The organism is Streptomyces sp. NPDC057638 (assembly GCF_042800315.1).
In the GTDB taxonomy this organism is placed as follows: domain Bacteria; phylum Actinomycetota; class Actinomycetes; order Streptomycetales; family Streptomycetaceae; genus Streptomyces.
This window is the reverse complement of record NZ_JBHVHF010000079.1, coordinates 1-15,813: the sequence shown is the minus strand read 5'-3', so window position 1 is coordinate 15,813 and position 15,813 is coordinate 1. Positions and strand designations below refer to the sequence as shown.

The following is a 15,813-nucleotide window of genomic DNA, read 5'->3' as shown; positions in this document are numbered from 1 at the left end:
GCCGGGCTGGGGGCCTGGCCGGGAGCACCAGGGCGCGGGCCGTCAGTGGTCGCCGCCGGAGGTCACCGCGAGCCGCTTGGTGAAGGTCTTGCCGCCGTCCTTCGACTCGTAGACGCCGTCCTGGGTCGCCGCGATCAGCCGCTGGGCGTCGATCGCCGTCAGCGCCTGCGGCTGGCCGCCGGGGGCCGTGCCCGTCCGCTGCCAGTTCGCGCCGCCGTCCGTGCTGCGGCTGACCTGGCCCGAGGGGTCGATTCCGTACAGCGCGTCCGCCGTGGGCCAGGAGACGAAGGCCAGCAGCGGCTCCGCGCCCTTCGCGAAGGTCCTGCCGCCGTCGGTGCTGCGGCTGATCCCCGACTCCGTGCTGGCGAGGACGGTGTCCGGGTCCTGGGGGCTGACCGCGATGTCCAGCGTCCGGAGCTTGGCGCGCTTCTCCCAGTTCGTGCCGTCCTCGCTGACCCGCAGCAGCCCGTTGGTGCTGTCGTAGCCGTAGATCGTCTTGTGCGCGTACTCCAGTGAGTGGAAGTCGACCTCGCCGGTCAGGCTCCGGTCCTTCCAGGTCCGGCCGGTGTCGGTGCTCTCGATCAGCCCCAGGTTGTTCGGCGCGTCCCGGCCGGGCGCCGGGTGGCCGCTGGCCAGGAAGGAGCCGGTCGGGGTGATCGTGAAGCCCATGAAGTCGTCCTTGCGCTCGCCGACCAGGGTGGGCGTGGTGCCCTGGCCGGGGGTGTAGATGCCGTCGTGCGTCGCGACGTAGAGCTTTCCGTCGGACGGGCCGATGCCGACGCCGTGGATATGGCTGATGGCGACCTCGCCGGACGCCTTGTTCCCGTGGCCGCCCGAGCCGGAACCGGGTCCGTCGCCGGAGGCCGAGCCGGAGCAGGCGCTGAGGGTGAGGAGCGCGAGTGCGGCGGCGGTGGCGGAGAGGGTGAGCTGACGCTTCTTCATGGGTCCCTGATCGTTCGCTGGGGATGGACACGCGCCCGCTCGGCGCGGGTGGGGCGTGTGAGGACGGTGGATCGTGTGCGGGGCGGTGTGACAGCACGGGCGCGGCGGCCGTCCGGCGGCCCGCGGGAGATGCCGGACGGCCGCCCGCGCCGGAGCGGTCAGAGCCGTCCGAGGATCGCGGTGAACGCGTCGATCTCGGTCGACTGGGTACGGACGACGTCCTGCGCCAGCCTCGTGGCGGTGGCGTTACGGCCCTTGGCGGTCTGCTCCCGGGCCATGTCGACCGCACCCTTGTGGTGGGCGATCATCAGCTCGGCGAACCGCTGGTCGAAGGCGGTCCCCTTCGCGGCCTTGAGCTCGCCCAGCTCCTTGGGGGTCATCATCCCGTCCATGGAGCCGTGGGAGGAGCCGGAGCCATGGTCCATCCCGGCCATCGCGGGATCCTCGGGCCTGCCCCAGGCCGCGAGCCAGGAACGCATCTTCCGGATCTCCGGGTCCTGGGCGCCCGCGATCTCGGTGGCCAGGGCCTTGATCTCGGCGTCCTGGGCGCGGCCGTCGGCGAGCGCGGCCATCTCCAGGGCCTGCTCATGGTGGGGGATCATCATCTGCGCGAACATCACGTCCGCGTCGTTGAAGGCGCCGGGCGCCGGGTTCTGTCCGGGCGCAGGACTGGCCGGGGGGCTGGCCGGGGCACTCGCGGCGGACGGCTTGCCGCCGTGGTCCATGCCGTCGTGCTCGTCGTCGTTTCCGCCGCACGCGGCGAGAAGGAGGGCCGGGGCGGCGACAGCGGCCGCGATGGTGGCGCGACGGCGCGCCGGGGTGGTGAACATGGTGAGGGGACCTCGTGTCGTTCTGCGTGAGGGAGTGGCCGAACGGGAGAGGCGGGCAGCGCGAGGCGCCCACCGGCCGTCCGGCTCGGGCCGGGTCTGCGGGGTCGGGCCGGACGAGTGCCCTCAGGGCACGGGTGTCCGGCGCGATCCCCACGACGCGGCCTACGTCCGCAGGATCGACAGTCTGTGGAGGTCGGGTGCGCGCGGTGGCGGGGGCTGGGGGCGGGCCACGGCCAGGGCGGCGGCGCGCAGCCGCACCAGCCAGTCGGCGCGGCGGTTCAGCGCGGAGTGGAGCGCGACGGCCAGCACCCAGCCGCTGAGGACGGCGACACAGAGCGAGGACATGTCCATGGCCATGCCCTCGTCGTGCGGTGTCGTGGTCTCCCGTGGCGACGGGTCCGGCGCTCCGGCCGGACCGTCGGACCCATGGCCCGGCGCGGTCGGCGGGGCGCCGGGGGAGGCGGGCGCGGCGCTCGTGGTGTGGTCCATGCCGGAGCCGTCGTCCGGATGGCCGGTCGTGTGCATCGCGAAGACGCCGAGCGCGAGCACGGTGATCAGCAGCAGGTGCCCCCAGGCACCGGCCGCCCGCGCTCCCCGGCTCGTCCTCGTCATGCGCAACCTCCTCGCCCGACCCTACCGAAGCGTTTCCCCTGGCGCGGGAGGCACCCCCTGAATTGGAATCTCATATTCGTATTAGTTACGGTCGGCTCGTGCGACTGACCAAAGGCACCGATCTGGCCCTGCGCATCGCCATGAGGCTGGCCGTCCTCGGCGAGGAGACCGCGCCGACCACCCGCGAGGTGGCCGACGCGGTCGGCGTTCCCTACAGTCACGCGGCCAAAGTCGTCACCCGGCTGCGTCACCTCGGTGTGGTCGAGGCCCGGCGCGGGCGGGGCGGCGGCCTCGGGCTCACCGCCCAGGGGCGGACGGGCTCCCTGGGGTGGCTGGTGCGGGAGCTGGAGGGGGTGGGGGACGTCGTCGGCTGCGAGGACGATCCGCCCTGCCCCCTGCGGTCCGGCTGCCGACTGCGGGGGGTGCTGCGCGAGGCCCAGGAGGCGTTCTACCGGGTGCTCGACCCGCTCTCCGTGGAGGAACTGGTGGGCGAGCCGACGGGTGCGCTGCTGCTGGGGCTGCCCGGCCGCGCCGCGCCGCCCGCCGCCCACCCCGACGGCTGACCCCCGTCACCCCGCCCGGACCCGGTCCCGGTGCGACCGGGCGGGGTCGGCCCGCTCCACCCGAGGCCCCACGGCACACGCGAACCCACGCACGCGAAGCGCCACCGAGCCGCTTCGGGTCCGGCGATCCCAGGGTCCCGCGATCCACAGGGGGCCAGGGGCCAGGCTCCGGCAGGTTCCGCGGCCTCAGGTTCCGCGTCCGGTCGGTCTGTGCGTGGGGTCCGTGGCCTCAGGTTCCGCGTCCGGCCGGTCCGTGCCCGAGGTCCGTGGCCTCCAGTCCGGCGTCCGGTCGGTCCGGGACCGGCGGCGTTTGGGCCCGGCCCCATGGCCGTCCGGCCCGTTGCCCGGACCCGTTCCCGTGGCGGACCCTGCCGGGGCCCGGCGCCCATCGGGGATCACCGCGCACGAATGATCACGTTCCATCCACGCCCACGACTGGAGTCCCCATGCTCTCCGAGAAGTCCGCCGAGACCATCCGTGCCACCCTCCCCGCCGTCGGTGGCGCGATCGGCGAGATCACCGAGATCTTCTACGACAGACTCTTCGTGGCCCACCCCGGGCTGCTGCGGGACCTCTTCAACCGGGGCAACCAGGCCAACGGTCAGCAGCGGCAGGCACTCGCCGGTTCCATCGCGGCCTTCGCCTCGGCGCTGGTGGCGCGGCCCGACGTCCGCCCCGACGCCATGCTCCAGCGGATCGCCCACAAGCACGCCTCCCTCGGCGTCACCCGCGAGCAGTACCAGGTGGTGCGCACCCATCTCTTCGAGGCGATCGGGGAGGTGCTGGGTGAGGCGGTGACCGAGGAGGTCGCCACCGCCTGGGACGAGGTGTACTGGCTGATGGCGAACGCGCTGATCGCCATCGAGGAGCGGCTGTACGCCACGGCGGGCGGAGCGCCCGGGGTCACCCGCGCGTGCCGGGTGGTCGCCCGCCACGCCGAGACCGACGAGGTCACCACCTTCCTCGTCCGGCCCGTCGACGGTGCCCCCGTCCCCGCCCACCGGCCCGGCGGCTATGTCTCCGTCCAGGTCGAACTCCCCGACGGCGCCCGCCAGATACGTCAGTACAGCCTCGTCGGCGGCGACGCGGACGGCGGCCTCCGCTTCGCCGTGAAGCGGGTCACCGGCACCCCCGGCGACATCCCCGATGGAGAGGTCTCCGCCCATCTGCACGACCGGATCGCCGTGGGCGACACGCTCCACCTCAGCGCACCCTTCGGCGATGTCACGCTGGACGACGGCGACGGCCCGGTGCTGCTGGCCTCGGCGGGCATCGGCTGTACCCCCATGATCGGGATGCTGGGACATCTCGCCGCGCGCCGCTCGCCGCGCCGCGTCACCGTCGTCCACGGCGACCGCTCCCCGCGCTCCCACGCCTTCCGCGCCGACCTGGACCGGTTCGTCGCCGCGTTGCCCGCGGCCGAGGCGCACCTCTGGTACGAGCGGCCGGAGACCCCCTGGCCCGCCGAGCGTACCGGTCTGGTCGACCTGGGCGGACTCGCGGTGGAGCCGGGCACGGTGGCCTATCTCTGCGGGCCGCTGCCCTTCCTGCGCGCGGTCCGCGCCCAGCTGCTGGCACGGGGAGTCGCGGCGGCGGACATCCGGTACGAGGTGTTCGGCCCCGACCACTGGCTCGGCCAGGCGTAGCCGGGGGATCCCTCCGTACGGCCGTACGGAGAGGACTCGCCGCGCGGAAGGGCCGACGACGGCGGGGACGACCCGGCCGCACGCCCCGGGCGAGTCCGACGGTGTGGCCGTACGGCGGGCAGGGCCGGCCGCCGGGGACAGAGGCCAGGACGGCGGCGAGGGCGTCAGGGCCAAAGACGTCGCGGGTGGCCCCGGCCGCACGGCGGTGGCCGTCACCGCCGGTCCGTCACCGTCCGGCCGGGAACAGCCAGGCGTAGGTGTCGCGGGCCGAGAAGGCGTCCTGGCCGCCCGCGTACAGCAGGTCCGCCGCGCGGAAGGCCGGTTCGCCCGCCGTCGCCGGGACGTACGGGATCGCGACACAGCGCATCCCGGCCGCGCGGGCCGCCTCCGCGCCGGGCACGGCGTCCTCCACGACCACACAGTCGGCCGGGTCCGTGCCCAGGCGGCGGGCGGCCTCCAGGAAGACATCGGGCTCCGGCTTGCCCCGGGGCACCTCTTCGGCGGAGACGGTCGTGGGGAAGTACGCGGCCAGCCCGGTGGTGGTGAGAATCGTCTCGATGACGGCCCGGGAGGAACCGGAGGCGACCGCCATCGGCACCCCGGCCGTGTGCAGCAGCTCCACGAAGGCCCGCATCTCGGGGAAGACCGGGGTCGAGGCGGCGGCCAGCTCCAGATAGTGCCGGTTCTTGCCCGCCAGCAGTTCGTCGACCGGGGCGTCGATGCCGTAGTCGGCGCGCAGCTCCGTCAGGGTCTCCCGGGTTCCCACACCGATGAAGTCGGTGTGGCGCTCCCAGCCGAAGCCGGTGACACCGTACTCGGCGAGCAGCCGCCGACCCGCCTCGTAGTAGTTCACCTCGCTGTCCACGAGCGTGCCGTCGAGATCGAAGATGACCGAGGTGGTGCGTGTGCTGTTCATGATCCCAGCATGCCAAGGCGGACGGTGCGGGCCCGGAGGGGGGTTGAGGGCCTGTCTGCTGGATCGGGCTGGGTCAGGGAGCAGGCCCCTGGGGCCCCGCCGCCCGTCCCACCGACTCCACCAGTGGCAGCAGCCGGTGCGACACCCGCTCCCGCAGCGCCATCTCCGTCCGGGTGCGCACCACGCCCGGGAGCCGGATCAGCCGCTGGATGACATCTTCCAGGTGCCCGTTGTCCCGGGCGACGACCCGGGTCAGCAGATCCCCGCCGCCCGTGATCGAGAACGCCTCCACGATCTCCGGCACGGTCGCCAGGGCGTCCCCGACCTCGTCCAGATGCCCTTGGGTCACCTCGATGTGGACGAAGGCGAGCACCGGGTGCCCCAGGGCGGCCGGGGAGAGCCGGGGGCCGGTGCCGGTGATCACACCGTTGCGCTCCAGCCGGTCGATCCGGGCCTGGAGGGTGCCGCGCGCGACGCCGAGGATACGGGCGTACTCCCGCACGCTGGTGCGCGGCTGTTCGAGCATCAGCCGCAGGATGCGGGTGTCGAGTGCGTCCACCGCCATGGCGGGCAGCGCCTTTCCGTTGCGAGGTCCGTGCGGTCTGTTCTGGTCGGTGGGATCCGTTCTGGTCGGTGGGATCCGCGTGGTGCCCGGACCCTACCAAGGGGCGGTCCCGGGTCCGCCGTTCGAAGGGGGGCCGCGTCGGCCCGGCCGGGACCCTCCGTACCGGCCGGGCCCGGGACTACAGCACCGCGATCCCGAGCGGGCGGGAGCCGCCGGGCAGCTTCCGTGTGGTGCCCTCGCGCAGATCGACCACGGTGAGGCCGTCCCAGGAGCCGTCGCGGGTGAAGCCGCCGGTGACATACGCGGTCCGGCCGTCGCGCGAGACGGCGACGTCCTCGTGCGCGCCGTCCAGCGGGACCACGCGTTCGCGGCCGTCGGGTGTGCGGATCGTCAGCGACGCCTCGCGGTCGCCGGAGCCGATCGGGCCGGTGCCGACGGCCAGGAGGGTGCCGTCGGGGGTGAGGGCGGCGCCGTGCTGGTGGGTGTTGGCGGTCATCGGCTCGACCGTCACCCGCCCGGTGCGCGGGTCGAGCACCGCCAGCCGTTCGCCCTCGAAGGGGAGCAGCAGTCGGCCGTCCTCGCGCACGGCGGCGTAGTGCGGCTTCAGCCAGGAGCCGAGCCCGCCCTCGGTGCCGTAGGGCGCCACTTCGAAGCGGCGGGTCTCCAGGGAGTCGGCCCGTACCGCCGTGACGTCGAAGGAGTCGTGGTTGGTGGCGTACACCTCGCGGCCGTCCCGTGAGACGTCGACATCGAAGGGGCGCAGACCCACCGGTACGGACGCGACCATCCGCAGGGTCCGGGTGTCCAGCACCTCCAGCACACCCGGCCCGCCGGGGACATTGACCCCGACATAGACCCGCTTCCCGTCCGGTGCCAGCGCGATGCCCATGCCGCCGCCCCGGTACTCCCCGTCCGTCACCGGACCGGCCTGGGTCCGGTACGGGACGCGCCCGAGGCTCTCGCGGGTGTGGGTGTCCACCACGGCCACCCCCTCGGCGGTCGCCACCCACGCCCGGCCGTCGGCGCCGACGGCGAGTCCGTACGGAGCCGTGCCGACCCGCACCGAGGCGAACGGGCCCCGCTCGGGGTGGAGGAAGGTCACCGTGTCCGCCCCGAAGTCGGCGGTGAGCAGGGTGCCGGACGGGGTCGGTCGTCCCGCCGTGTCCCGGGGGAGCGGCGACGACGGTGCGGTCGGCGCGGCGGCGGACGGTGCCTCCTCGGCGCCGCTCGCCCCGGTGACGCCACCGCCGCAGCCGACGAGGGCCAGCGCGAGCGCGGGGACCGCCAGCGCGCGCCACGGACGGCGGCCGCCGGACGGCCTCGGGACGAACGCTGCCACATCTCCTCCTGGGTTTGTGCCCGGCCCTCCCCGGACGGGGACGACGGGTCCTCTCCCCAGCCTGCGCCATCGCGACCGCGGTCCCGGCCGCCGTCACGCTGGCCCGCGCGCGCCGACCGGACGACCCCGGTGTCATCCGATCGGCCGATGCGCGGGTCGGTGTGCGGGCCGATGCGCGGGTCGGTGTGCTGGCCGCCGCGCCCGGACGGGATCACCGCGGCCCTTGACCCGGGGCCGGTCGCCGGGGTCCTCTCGATCGTGTGTGCGGTGGCGGGGCCTGGAACGGCCCCGCGGCCGCGCACGCGCGAACCTTCCGGCGGGAGCACGCCGGCGGTTCTCCCAGCGGATGAACGGAGGCGGGACGGCTGTGACAGCGGTACGGAACGAGACAGCGGGAGGGCCTTCCGCCACCCCCGCCGTCCCCACCGTTCTCGTGGTGTGGCACGAGAACGGCGCGGGCCCCGGCCTCGTCGGCGCGGAACTCACCCGGGAGGGCCTCGCCCTCGACCAGCGCCGGCCCTGGTCGGGCGACGCCCTCCCGGCCACCCCGCGCGACCATGGCGGACTCCTCGTCCTGGGCGGCTCCGTCAACTGCGAGGACGACACCGCCGCGCCCTGGCTCCCGGCGGTCCGCGCGCTGATCCGGGAGGCCGTCGCCGACCGTGTGCCGGTGCTCGGGATCTGTCTCGGCGGCCAGATCCTCGCCACCGCGCTCGGCGGTACGGTCACCCCTCGCCGGGCGGGGCCCGAGATCGGCGCCGTACCGCTGCGGAAGCTGCCCGCCGCCTCGGCCGACCCGGTGTTCGGCGGGGTCCCGGACGGGGCCCCCGCTGCCCAGTGGCACTGGGACGAGATCGCGGCCCTGCCCCCGGGCGCGGTGCCGCTGCTCACCGGGGACGACTGTCACCACCAGGCGTTCCGGGCGGGGGAGTGCGCCTGGGGGCTCCAGTTCCACCCCGAGGTCCTCGCGGACGACGTCGCTGTGTGGGCCCGCTCCGACGGCCCGTCGGTGGCCCGCGCGGGAGGCGACCCGGACGCGGCGGTCGCCTCGGTCCGCGCGGCCGAGCCGGAGTTGCGCGCGATATGGACGCAGGCCGTCCGCGCCTGGGCCGCGGTGGTGCGCCAGCGCCGTGTGTGACGCGCGGGCCGTCCCCGTACTCCTTTGGACGGATACGGGGACGGGCCCGCGCGGCGCGGGACGGGCGGCGCCCCGGGGCGCCCACCGTCACTCCAGCCGGTCCGCCATCAGCTCACCCGCCATGATCGTCACCAGGTTGGTGTTGGACCGGGGGCACGAGGGCAGCACCGACGCGTCCACGACGTACAGCCCCTCCGTCCCTAGCACCCGGCACCCCGGGTCGACCACCGTCGCCGGGTGGGCCGGGTCGCCCATCCGGCAACTGCTGGTCAGATGCTGGCCGTCGGTGACGGTCCGCAGCAGATGGCCGTCGAGTGCCCGGTCGTCGTCGACGACGGCGAGCAACTCCGCGTTGACCTCGTCGAACCGTCCGTCCGTGAGCGCGGTGACGTTCCCGGCGCGGGCCAGCTCCAGCAGCGCGCGCACTCCGGCGCGCAACCGCTCCCGGTCCCGCCCGTCGGAGAGCATCCGCTGCTCCAGCAGGGGCTGGGCCAGCGGATCCGCCGAGGTCAGCAGGACCTCGCCACGGGAGAACACCTGGTTGAGCCAGACCAGGAAGGCGCCCGCGCCCGCCCGGGTGTCGGCGGTGGCCAGGGCGAGGACGTTCTGGTTGCAGGCCACGAACATCATGTCGTTCGGTCCCGCGCCCGGCCCGCCGCCCGCGTACCGGACACAGACATTGGTGTAGCGGTCCTCGGGCGCGGCCGCCCAGGGGGCCGCCAGCGGCAGCCCGATGGCGCTGAGGGGATGGTCCTGGAGGCCCTCCCCGACCGGCAGGTCCACGGTGGCCGCGATCCCGAGCGCCCGCAGCCGTCCGGCCGGGCCGATCCCGGAGCGCTGGAGGATCGCGGGCGAGTGGACCGCGCCCGCGCTGAGCACCACGCGGTCGGCCAGTGCCTCCCGTACCACCCCGTCGGCGAGGTAGCGCACTCCGGTCGCGCGGTGCCCCGACAGCAGCACCCGGTCGACCACGGCGTCGCAGACGAGCGTGAGCAGCGGGTTCTCCCGCAGGGGCTCCAGATAGCCGTCGTTGGTGGTCACCCGCCCGCCGTCGTCCGCGCTGATCGGGTACGGGGAGATCCCGGTCGCTCCGGGCGCGTTGACGTCCGGCGCCCAGCCGTACCCGGCGGCCAGCGCCGCCTCGTACAGCGCCCGGTCCACAGCGCCCCACCGGGCCCGGGGGGTGCGCCGCACCGGGATCGGACCGCCCCGGCCGTGCCCCGGCGCGCCGCCGAACTCGCGGTCGTCCTCCAGCCGGGCGAAGTACGGCAGCACCTCACGCGGCGACCAGCCCGCGCAGCCCTCACGCGCCCAGTCCTCGAAGTCCGCCAGCGGCGGCCGGATCGCTATCTGGCCGTTCACGGTGGAGCCGCCGCCGACACCACGGCCCTGCATATAGGGGCGCGCGGGCTGCTCGCCGGTCCGCCGGGCGAGCAGCCCCGGCTGGAGCAGCGCCCCGGTGGCGGCCGGGTCGCCCAGGGCCCGCAGCGGATTGGGCAGCCGCCATACCTCCGGCAGCTGTGCCGAGCGGTGGTCGGGTCCCGCCTCCAGCAGCAGCACCCGCTTCCCCCGCGCCACCGACCGCGCGGCCAGCGGCGCCCCCGCCGACCCCGCGCCGACGACGATCAGATCCCATCCCTGGTCATATCCGTGACCCACGGTTGTTCCTTCCCTCCGCACACACGACGGCGTGCGTTCTGTTCGCATACGCGGTGATACGCATGGATGTATGGCGATAACAGGAGGGCTGGAGTCGCCCGGACGCGCCAGGGCCGCCGTGTCCACGGCGGCCCGGGGCGTGGCGACACGATGTCCAGCCCGGAGGCGGGCATCGCGGTGGTGGGTCAGCGAAGGGGAGAGAGGCGCACGGATCCGGGGAGCCGGGCGGTGGGCCCGGCTCCCGGGAGCGGTGACGCGGTGAAGGCGCACATCCCCATCGGGTCGTGTGCGCGCCTGCGCTGACGATCAGCCACCGGATGACCGGTGGCTAGCCTCTGGACGCCTCGGGGCTTGACATGGCCGCAGGCTAGGCGGACACGGCGGAGATGTCGAACGGGTTTCCGGGTGTGCGCCGGGTGGGTGCGCGCCGCCGTGCCGTCGTGGCCGGTGTCCTGCCCGGCCACGGCCGTGGCGCGCACCCGGGGTGTCACCCCCGTACCGTCATCGGCGGGTCGTCAGCACCTCCGTCGGACCCGTGAAGTCGGTCCCCTCGCGGAGCGTCGACAAGGTGACGTCGATGGTACGGCCGTGCGTCGTGATGTCCGAGGGGGTGGACCTCGGGCCCCGGTCCGGCAGTTTCAGCGAGGTCCAGGAGGAGCCGGAGAGCCGCAGCGCCACCGGGCCCGCGGTCTCGGTCGTGTCGGTGAGGATGACCGGGGAGGAGCCGGAGACGGCGATGTTCCGCAGCTCCCAGACGTCGGCCGGCACCTTGACCTGGGTCCACTTCCCCTTGCTCAGCCGCAGGACCACCCCGCGCTTGGCCCCGTTGGGCCGTACCCCGCTGCCCGCGACCCACACGGTGCCGTCCGGTGCCGCCGCCGCGCTGTCGATCCGGACCCGCACGCTGGCCGGGACGGGCGCGTCCACCTTGCGCCAGCGGCGGCCGTCGTAGTGGAGCAGGAGCGCCCTGGACTCCTTGGCGTTGAAGGCGTAGCCGACGGCCCACACGTTGTCGCGGGCCAGCGCGGTGACGTCGTTCAACACCCAGCCGCCGTCCTTGCCCTCGCCCGCGTCAGGCAGCTCCGCAGGGGTCCACCGGGTGCCGTCCCAGTGCTGGAGCTGTCCGATGGGCTTGCTCTTCTGTGGTCCGCTGGGCACCTGGGCCCAGCCCGCGGCCCACGCGTCGCGGGGGGTGCGGGCGTCCACCGCGACGAATCCCGCGGTGATGGCGTCCTTGGGTGCCGGTGCGATGACGTTCCGCCACGACGTGCCGTTCCAACGCTGGGTGATGATCCCCTTGGACGGCTTGGTGTAGTCGCTGACGGCGATGGCGTCGCGCGGGGAGGTAGCGTCGACGTCGTTGAACCGGGCTATGCCTCTGGGGTCCTTCACCGGGGCCGTCGGCAGCTTGCGCCAGCCGTTGCCCTTGCGCTCGTCCCGCTCCCAGATCGTCGGGTCGAAGAAGAAGTCACCGTCTCCCCGGGGCTTGAGGACCATGCCCGAGGTCCAGGTGATGTCCGCGCTCACCCGGGTGGTGCTGAGGGCGATGCTGTTGGCGCGCGCGATGGTCGAGGTCGTCCAGGGGGCACGCGGATCGGCCGCCGCGTCGGTGGTGGCCGGGGCCTGGGACGGCGACGGGGCCTGGGCCGTGGCGAACGCGGGGGCGGAGCCCGCCGCCATCACGACGGCGACGCCGATCACGAGGGCGGTGCGGGCGGTGCGTGGTGCTTTCACTGGCTGCCTTTCGGAGCGGGGTGATCAGTGGTCAGGAACGGACCGACGCACCACGCCGGGCCCGGCCCGGATCATGACGCGTCGCCCTGTGACTGTCCGCGGCGCGAGGCGGGTTCCCGGATGCGGTGATCTTCTGGGGAGGCCGTGTGACACCCCGGTAGCGGCGCCCTGGTGTGGGCATGGGCATGTCAGTAGAGTCCGCGCGGAGAGCTGACCACCCCCTGACTCTGGAGTCCCCGTATGGGTCCGCGTCCGCGTTCTCCGTTCCGCCGTGCCACGCCCTGGCTGGTGCCCTCCCTGCTCGCCGTCTCCGTCGCCGCCGCGCTCACCGTCGTACCGGGTACGGAGGCGGACGACGGCCGTTCCGCGCCCACCGCCGCCGCGCTCGCGGAACCGGGTGAGGTACGGGGGAAGGACGGGACGGCGGGGTCCCCCGGGCGGCCCGTGCCGCGCCCGGACGCCCGGGACGTCGTCCTCGCCGTCCACGGCGGTGCCGGGAGCGCGCTCGACCCGGCGACCACCCCGCCCGAGCGGGCGCAGGCGTACCGGGACGGGCTGGCCAACGCCCTGCGAGCCGGGAAGAAGGCGCTCGACGACGGCGGTACCAGCCTGGACGCCGTCGCGGCGGCGGTCCGCGTCCTGGAGGACGACCCGCTCTTCAACGCGGGCAAGGGCGCGGTCTTCAACGCCGACGCCGAACACGAACTGGACGCCTCGATCATGCGCGGCGCCGACCTGGCGGCGGGCGCGGTCGCCGGGGTGCGCAGCCTGCGCAACCCCATCGACGGCGCCCGTCTGGTGATGGAGAAGTCCAAGCACGTCCTGCTCTCCGGCGAGGGTGCCGATGACTTCGGCGCCCGGCACGGACTGGCGACCGTCACCCAGGACTACTACTGGACCCAGGCCCGCTGGGACGCGCTCCTGCGGGCCAAGGAAGCCGAACGCGGGGGCACGAGCGCCGCCCGCGCCCCCGAGGCCCTCGCCGACGCCCGGTCCACGGGCACGGTCGGCGCGGTCGCCGTGGACCGCCGCCGCGACCTGGCGGCGGCCACCTCCACCGGGGGGCTGACCAACAAGCTCCCGGGCCGGGTCGGCGACTCCCCGGTCATCGGCGCCGGGACCTACGCCAAGAACGGCACGGTCGCCGCGAGCGCCACCGGGGCCGGGGAGGTCTTCATCCGGGGCGCGGCGACGGCCACGATCGCCAACCTGATGGAGTTCAAGGGCCTCGGTGTGGCGCCCGCCGCCTACGAGGTCGTGGTCGAGCGGCTGCCCCGGCTGGGCGGCCAGGGCGGGGTGATCGCCCTCGCCCCGAACGGGGACTTCGACGCCCCGCACAGCAGCCCCGGGATGCTCCACGGCTATCTCACCCGGGACGGCCGTCTGGTGACCAAGATCTATCCGCAGGAGTCCCCGGCGAACAGCTGACGGGCCGGGCGGTGGGTGAGGACATCGGACCGGCGCGGACAGCGCGGGGGCGGTGACGCCTGGTGGGCCGGGGCCGCTGGCTGATCGCCGGGGATTTCGGGTGGGTCGGGGCCCTTTGGCCGATCACCGGGGATTCCGGCGGCTGGCCGTCGCGGGCCCCGCCGGGCACCACGGACCCGGTCGGCCGACGTCCACGACCGAGGGAGCTACGGGTGGATCCGCTGAAGGATCCGGCCGGTGCGGGTGTCCGATGGCCAGGGACCCAGACCGGTGCGGCCAGCGGGTCCGATCGGCCGACGAGTTCGGCTGGCCGGCGAGCCCGGCCGGTCAGGGCGTCCGGTCGGCCAGGGCATCCGGCCGCCAGGTCGCCGGAGGTCTCTCGGCGCGGTGCCCGCGGCGGACGATCTCCGTGCCACTGGCCGGTGGCTGGACCGATGGCCCTCCGATGGCTGTCGGGAAAGCGCATACGCCACGCCATTGGCCCACCGCTGAAGCCGACTATTGAGCCACCGGGCCGGTGGATGGTTATCTGTGCGGTATCCAACGAACTGCGGCGCCGCGTAGCGCCGGACCAGCGACGAGGCCGGTCCGGACCGCGGCGCCTTCGTCGTGCCCCTGCGCCCGCCACCACCCCTGGCCGGACCCGGGCGCGGCGCGTACCACCGCGAGGGGGGCGGCACACCGCCGTGAAGAGCATGTTCCTGGCCCCGGACCCGGGGCGAATAAGACTGCGGCAGGCGACCCGCGCCGTCATCGGCATCGCCTCCGCCGTCGCCGTCTGTGAGCTGTCCGGGCTCTCCCTGACCGCGTCGATCACCGGAGGGCTCGCGGCCCTGCTGGCGCTCTTCACGGTCACCGACGCGAGCGTGTCCGCCCAGCGGGTCACCACGGCCCTGCTGCCCCTGGCGGGCTTCCCGGTCCTGGCGCTCGCCACCACACTGCACGGCCTTCCCCCGGCCCGGGACGCCGTCTTCCTGGCCATCGTCCTCGCCGGGGTCTACGCCCGGCGGTGGGGTCCGCGCGGGCACGCGCTCGGGATCTTCGCCTTCATGACGTTCTTCGTCACGCAGTTCCTGGGCACCCTCCCCGCCCAGCTCCCCGAGCTGTACGCCGCCCTCGGTCTGTCGCTGCTCGCGGCCGCCGCCGTGCGGTTCGTCCTGTGGCCCATCGAGCGCCGTACGCCGCCCGCCGCCGCCCCGCCCGCGCTGCCGGGTACGGGGCTGGCCCGGCCCACCACCCGGCAGGCCGTCCAGGCCACCGTCGCCTGCGCCCTCGCGCTCGCGGTGGGGCAGGCCCTCTCCGAGGAGCGCTGGTACTGGGCGGTCGGCGCCGCCTGGTGGATCTTCGTCAACACCGCCTCGCGGGGCGAGACGCTGGTCCGTGGCTTCCGCCGGGTGCTCGGCACCGTGATCGGGGTCGGGGTCGGCCTCGTGGCGGCGCTGCCGCTGCACGGCGCGGTCCTGCCGACCGCCGCCCTGGCCGCCGTCTGCGTGTTCGGCATCTTCTACACCGCCGCCGTCTCCTATTCCTGGATGATGCTGGCCGTGACCGTGCTGGCCAGCCTGCTCTACGGGCTGCTGGGAGTGCTCGACGCGGAGCTCCTCGCGCTGCGGCTCGCGGAGACGGGTGTGGGCGCGCTGTGCGCCGCGCTGGCCGTCGCCCTGGTCCTGCCCGTCACCACGCACGCCACGAACAGCGCCTGGATCCAGCAGGCCGTCACCTGTGTGCACGGCTGCACGGCCGCCGCGGCCCGGCGGCTGGCCGGGGACGAGAGCGCCGACCCCGCGCCCCTGGTCGCACGGCTGGAGCCGCTGCTGGCGCGGGTGCGGCTCTCGCTCGCGCCGCTGGTCCATCCGCTCAGCCCGCTGCGGGCGCGGCGCGAGCGCGCTCTGCGGGTGATGGAACTGCTCGACGAGTGCGCGCGCGAGGTCCGGGGCCTGTCGGCCATCGCGGCCGAACCGGAGGCGACGGCCGCCCATGACGAGCGGCTGGTGGCGGCCTGCCGACGGGTCGAGGAGGCCGTGCACGCGCTGGTGCCGTCCGTGGCGCCGGGCGTGCCGGTGGCGGCCGTGGGCGGGGCGCATCCGCGCGCCGAGGCGGCGCTGGCCCATCTGCACGCGCTGGAGCGCGCCCTGTCCGCCCTCTACGTCCCGCTCCGCCCCGCCTGACGCGGCCTGCCTGGCGCGGCCTGTCTGGCCCGGCCCGCCTGACCCGGCCTGCCCGGCCCGCCCTTCTGACCCGGCGGGCGAGCGCCCCCTCCGAGGGGGCGCGGGGCAGCCCTGCCAGAAGCCCGTTCCGGGGCCGCTGACCCGCGGCGGCCTCAGGGGGCCTGTTGCCCGAAGCCCGCCCCTGGGCACCGGCGGGCCGGGCGGCGCGCGGCTCCGGGATCCTCCCCGCCCACGAGGCCGCCTGACCCGCTGATCCCCGTCCGACGGGTGCCC

The 15,813-nt window shown here is 74.8% G+C and carries 13 protein-coding genes; 5 read left to right on the top strand and 8 right to left on the bottom strand.

What is annotated here, in order from left to right; genetic code table 11:
- Nucleotides 1–42: 42 nt before the first annotated feature.
- The 3 genes from ACFVIM_RS14065 to ACFVIM_RS14055 form a co-directional block, all read right to left on the bottom strand.
- On the bottom strand, nucleotides 43–942 hold the full coding sequence (locus tag ACFVIM_RS14065; RefSeq protein ID WP_384300963.1) for a F510_1955 family glycosylhydrolase: 900 nt from the start codon (nucleotides 940–942) through the stop codon (nucleotides 43–45).
- 158 nt (nucleotides 943–1,100) lie between these two features.
- Nucleotides 1,101–1,772 (bottom strand): DUF305 domain-containing protein, encoded by a 672-nt coding sequence (locus ACFVIM_RS14060; RefSeq protein WP_384300962.1) that lies wholly within the window; start codon nucleotides 1,770–1,772, stop codon nucleotides 1,101–1,103.
- Nucleotides 1,773–1,934: 162 nt separating this feature from the next.
- Nucleotides 1,935–2,384 carry a hypothetical protein gene (locus tag ACFVIM_RS14055; RefSeq protein WP_384300961.1) on the bottom strand — a complete coding sequence of 150 codons (450 nt, stop codon included), beginning with the start codon at nucleotides 2,382–2,384 and terminating at the stop codon, nucleotides 1,935–1,937.
- A 98-nt stretch (nucleotides 2,385–2,482) separates the two neighbouring features.
- Between ACFVIM_RS14055 and ACFVIM_RS14050 the strand changes: the two genes are divergently transcribed.
- Nucleotides 2,483–2,947, top strand: a complete 465-nt coding sequence (locus ACFVIM_RS14050; RefSeq protein WP_384300960.1) for an RrF2 family transcriptional regulator — start codon at nucleotides 2,483–2,485, stop codon at nucleotides 2,945–2,947.
- A 446-nt stretch (nucleotides 2,948–3,393) separates the two neighbouring features.
- Entirely contained in the window at nucleotides 3,394–4,593 is a 1,200-nt protein-coding gene (locus tag ACFVIM_RS14045) for a globin domain-containing protein (protein WP_384300959.1), read from the top strand.
- A 226-nt stretch (nucleotides 4,594–4,819) separates the two neighbouring features.
- Here the strand turns inward: ACFVIM_RS14045 and ACFVIM_RS14040 are convergent, their stop codons facing one another.
- From ACFVIM_RS14040 to ACFVIM_RS14030, 3 genes are all read right to left on the bottom strand, one after another.
- On the bottom strand, nucleotides 4,820–5,509 hold the full coding sequence (locus ACFVIM_RS14040) for an HAD family hydrolase (RefSeq protein WP_384300958.1): 690 nt from the start codon (nucleotides 5,507–5,509) through the stop codon (nucleotides 4,820–4,822).
- A gap of 73 nt (nucleotides 5,510–5,582) precedes the next feature.
- Entirely contained in the window at nucleotides 5,583–6,074 is a 492-nt protein-coding gene (locus ACFVIM_RS14035) for an Lrp/AsnC family transcriptional regulator (RefSeq protein ID WP_384300957.1), read from the bottom strand.
- 178 nt (nucleotides 6,075–6,252) lie between these two features.
- On the bottom strand, nucleotides 6,253–7,413 hold the full coding sequence (locus tag ACFVIM_RS14030; RefSeq protein ID WP_384300956.1) for a YncE family protein: 1,161 nt from the start codon (nucleotides 7,411–7,413) through the stop codon (nucleotides 6,253–6,255).
- 367 nt (nucleotides 7,414–7,780) lie between these two features.
- On the opposite strand from ACFVIM_RS14030, the gene ACFVIM_RS14025 reads away from it, so the two are divergent.
- A complete protein-coding gene (locus ACFVIM_RS14025; protein ID WP_384300955.1) occupies nucleotides 7,781–8,551 on the top strand; it encodes a type 1 glutamine amidotransferase in 771 nt (256 codons plus the stop codon).
- A gap of 87 nt (nucleotides 8,552–8,638) precedes the next feature.
- Here the strand turns inward: ACFVIM_RS14025 and ACFVIM_RS14020 are convergent, their stop codons facing one another.
- Nucleotides 8,639–10,210 carry a GMC family oxidoreductase gene (locus tag ACFVIM_RS14020; protein ID WP_384300954.1) on the bottom strand — a complete coding sequence of 524 codons (1,572 nt, stop codon included), beginning with the start codon at nucleotides 10,208–10,210 and terminating at the stop codon, nucleotides 8,639–8,641.
- Between the two features lie 501 nt (nucleotides 10,211–10,711).
- Nucleotides 10,712–11,944: a hypothetical protein gene (locus tag ACFVIM_RS14015; protein ID WP_384300953.1), complete on the bottom strand. Its 1,233-nt coding sequence runs from the start codon at nucleotides 11,942–11,944 to the stop codon at nucleotides 10,712–10,714.
- A 240-nt stretch (nucleotides 11,945–12,184) separates the two neighbouring features.
- On the opposite strand from ACFVIM_RS14015, the gene ACFVIM_RS14010 reads away from it, so the two are divergent.
- Both ACFVIM_RS14010 and ACFVIM_RS14005 read left to right on the top strand, forming a co-directional pair.
- Nucleotides 12,185–13,372 (top strand): isoaspartyl peptidase/L-asparaginase family protein, encoded by a 1,188-nt coding sequence (locus tag ACFVIM_RS14010; protein ID WP_384300952.1) that lies wholly within the window; start codon nucleotides 12,185–12,187, stop codon nucleotides 13,370–13,372.
- Between the two features lie 695 nt (nucleotides 13,373–14,067).
- Nucleotides 14,068–15,540: an FUSC family protein gene (locus ACFVIM_RS14005; protein WP_384300971.1), complete on the top strand. Its 1,473-nt coding sequence runs from the start codon at nucleotides 14,068–14,070 to the stop codon at nucleotides 15,538–15,540.
- The last annotated feature ends 273 nt before the right edge of the window (nucleotides 15,541–15,813 follow it).

What these genes read in the sequence shown, in the direction of transcription:
- ACFVIM_RS14065 (WP_384300963.1), bottom strand. Translation starts at nt 942, where the DNA reads ATGAAGAAGCGTCAGCTCACCCTCTCCGCCACCGCCGCCGCACTCGCG.
- ACFVIM_RS14060 (WP_384300962.1), bottom strand. Translation starts at nt 1,772, where the DNA reads ATGTTCACCACCCCGGCGCGCCGTCGCGCCACCATCGCGGCCGCTGTC.
- ACFVIM_RS14055 (WP_384300961.1), bottom strand. Translation starts at nt 2,384, where the DNA reads ATGACGAGGACGAGCCGGGGAGCGCGGGCGGCCGGTGCCTGGGGGCAC.
- ACFVIM_RS14045 (WP_384300959.1), top strand. Translation starts at nt 3,394, where the DNA reads ATGCTCTCCGAGAAGTCCGCCGAGACCATCCGTGCCACCCTCCCCGCC.
- ACFVIM_RS14040 (WP_384300958.1), bottom strand. Translation starts at nt 5,509, where the DNA reads ATGAACAGCACACGCACCACCTCGGTCATCTTCGATCTCGACGGCACG.
- ACFVIM_RS14035 (WP_384300957.1), bottom strand. Translation starts at nt 6,074, where the DNA reads ATGGCGGTGGACGCACTCGACACCCGCATCCTGCGGCTGATGCTCGAA.
- ACFVIM_RS14010 (WP_384300952.1), top strand. Translation starts at nt 12,185, where the DNA reads ATGGGTCCGCGTCCGCGTTCTCCGTTCCGCCGTGCCACGCCCTGGCTG.
- ACFVIM_RS14005 (WP_384300971.1), top strand. Translation starts at nt 14,068, where the DNA reads ATGTTCCTGGCCCCGGACCCGGGGCGAATAAGACTGCGGCAGGCGACC.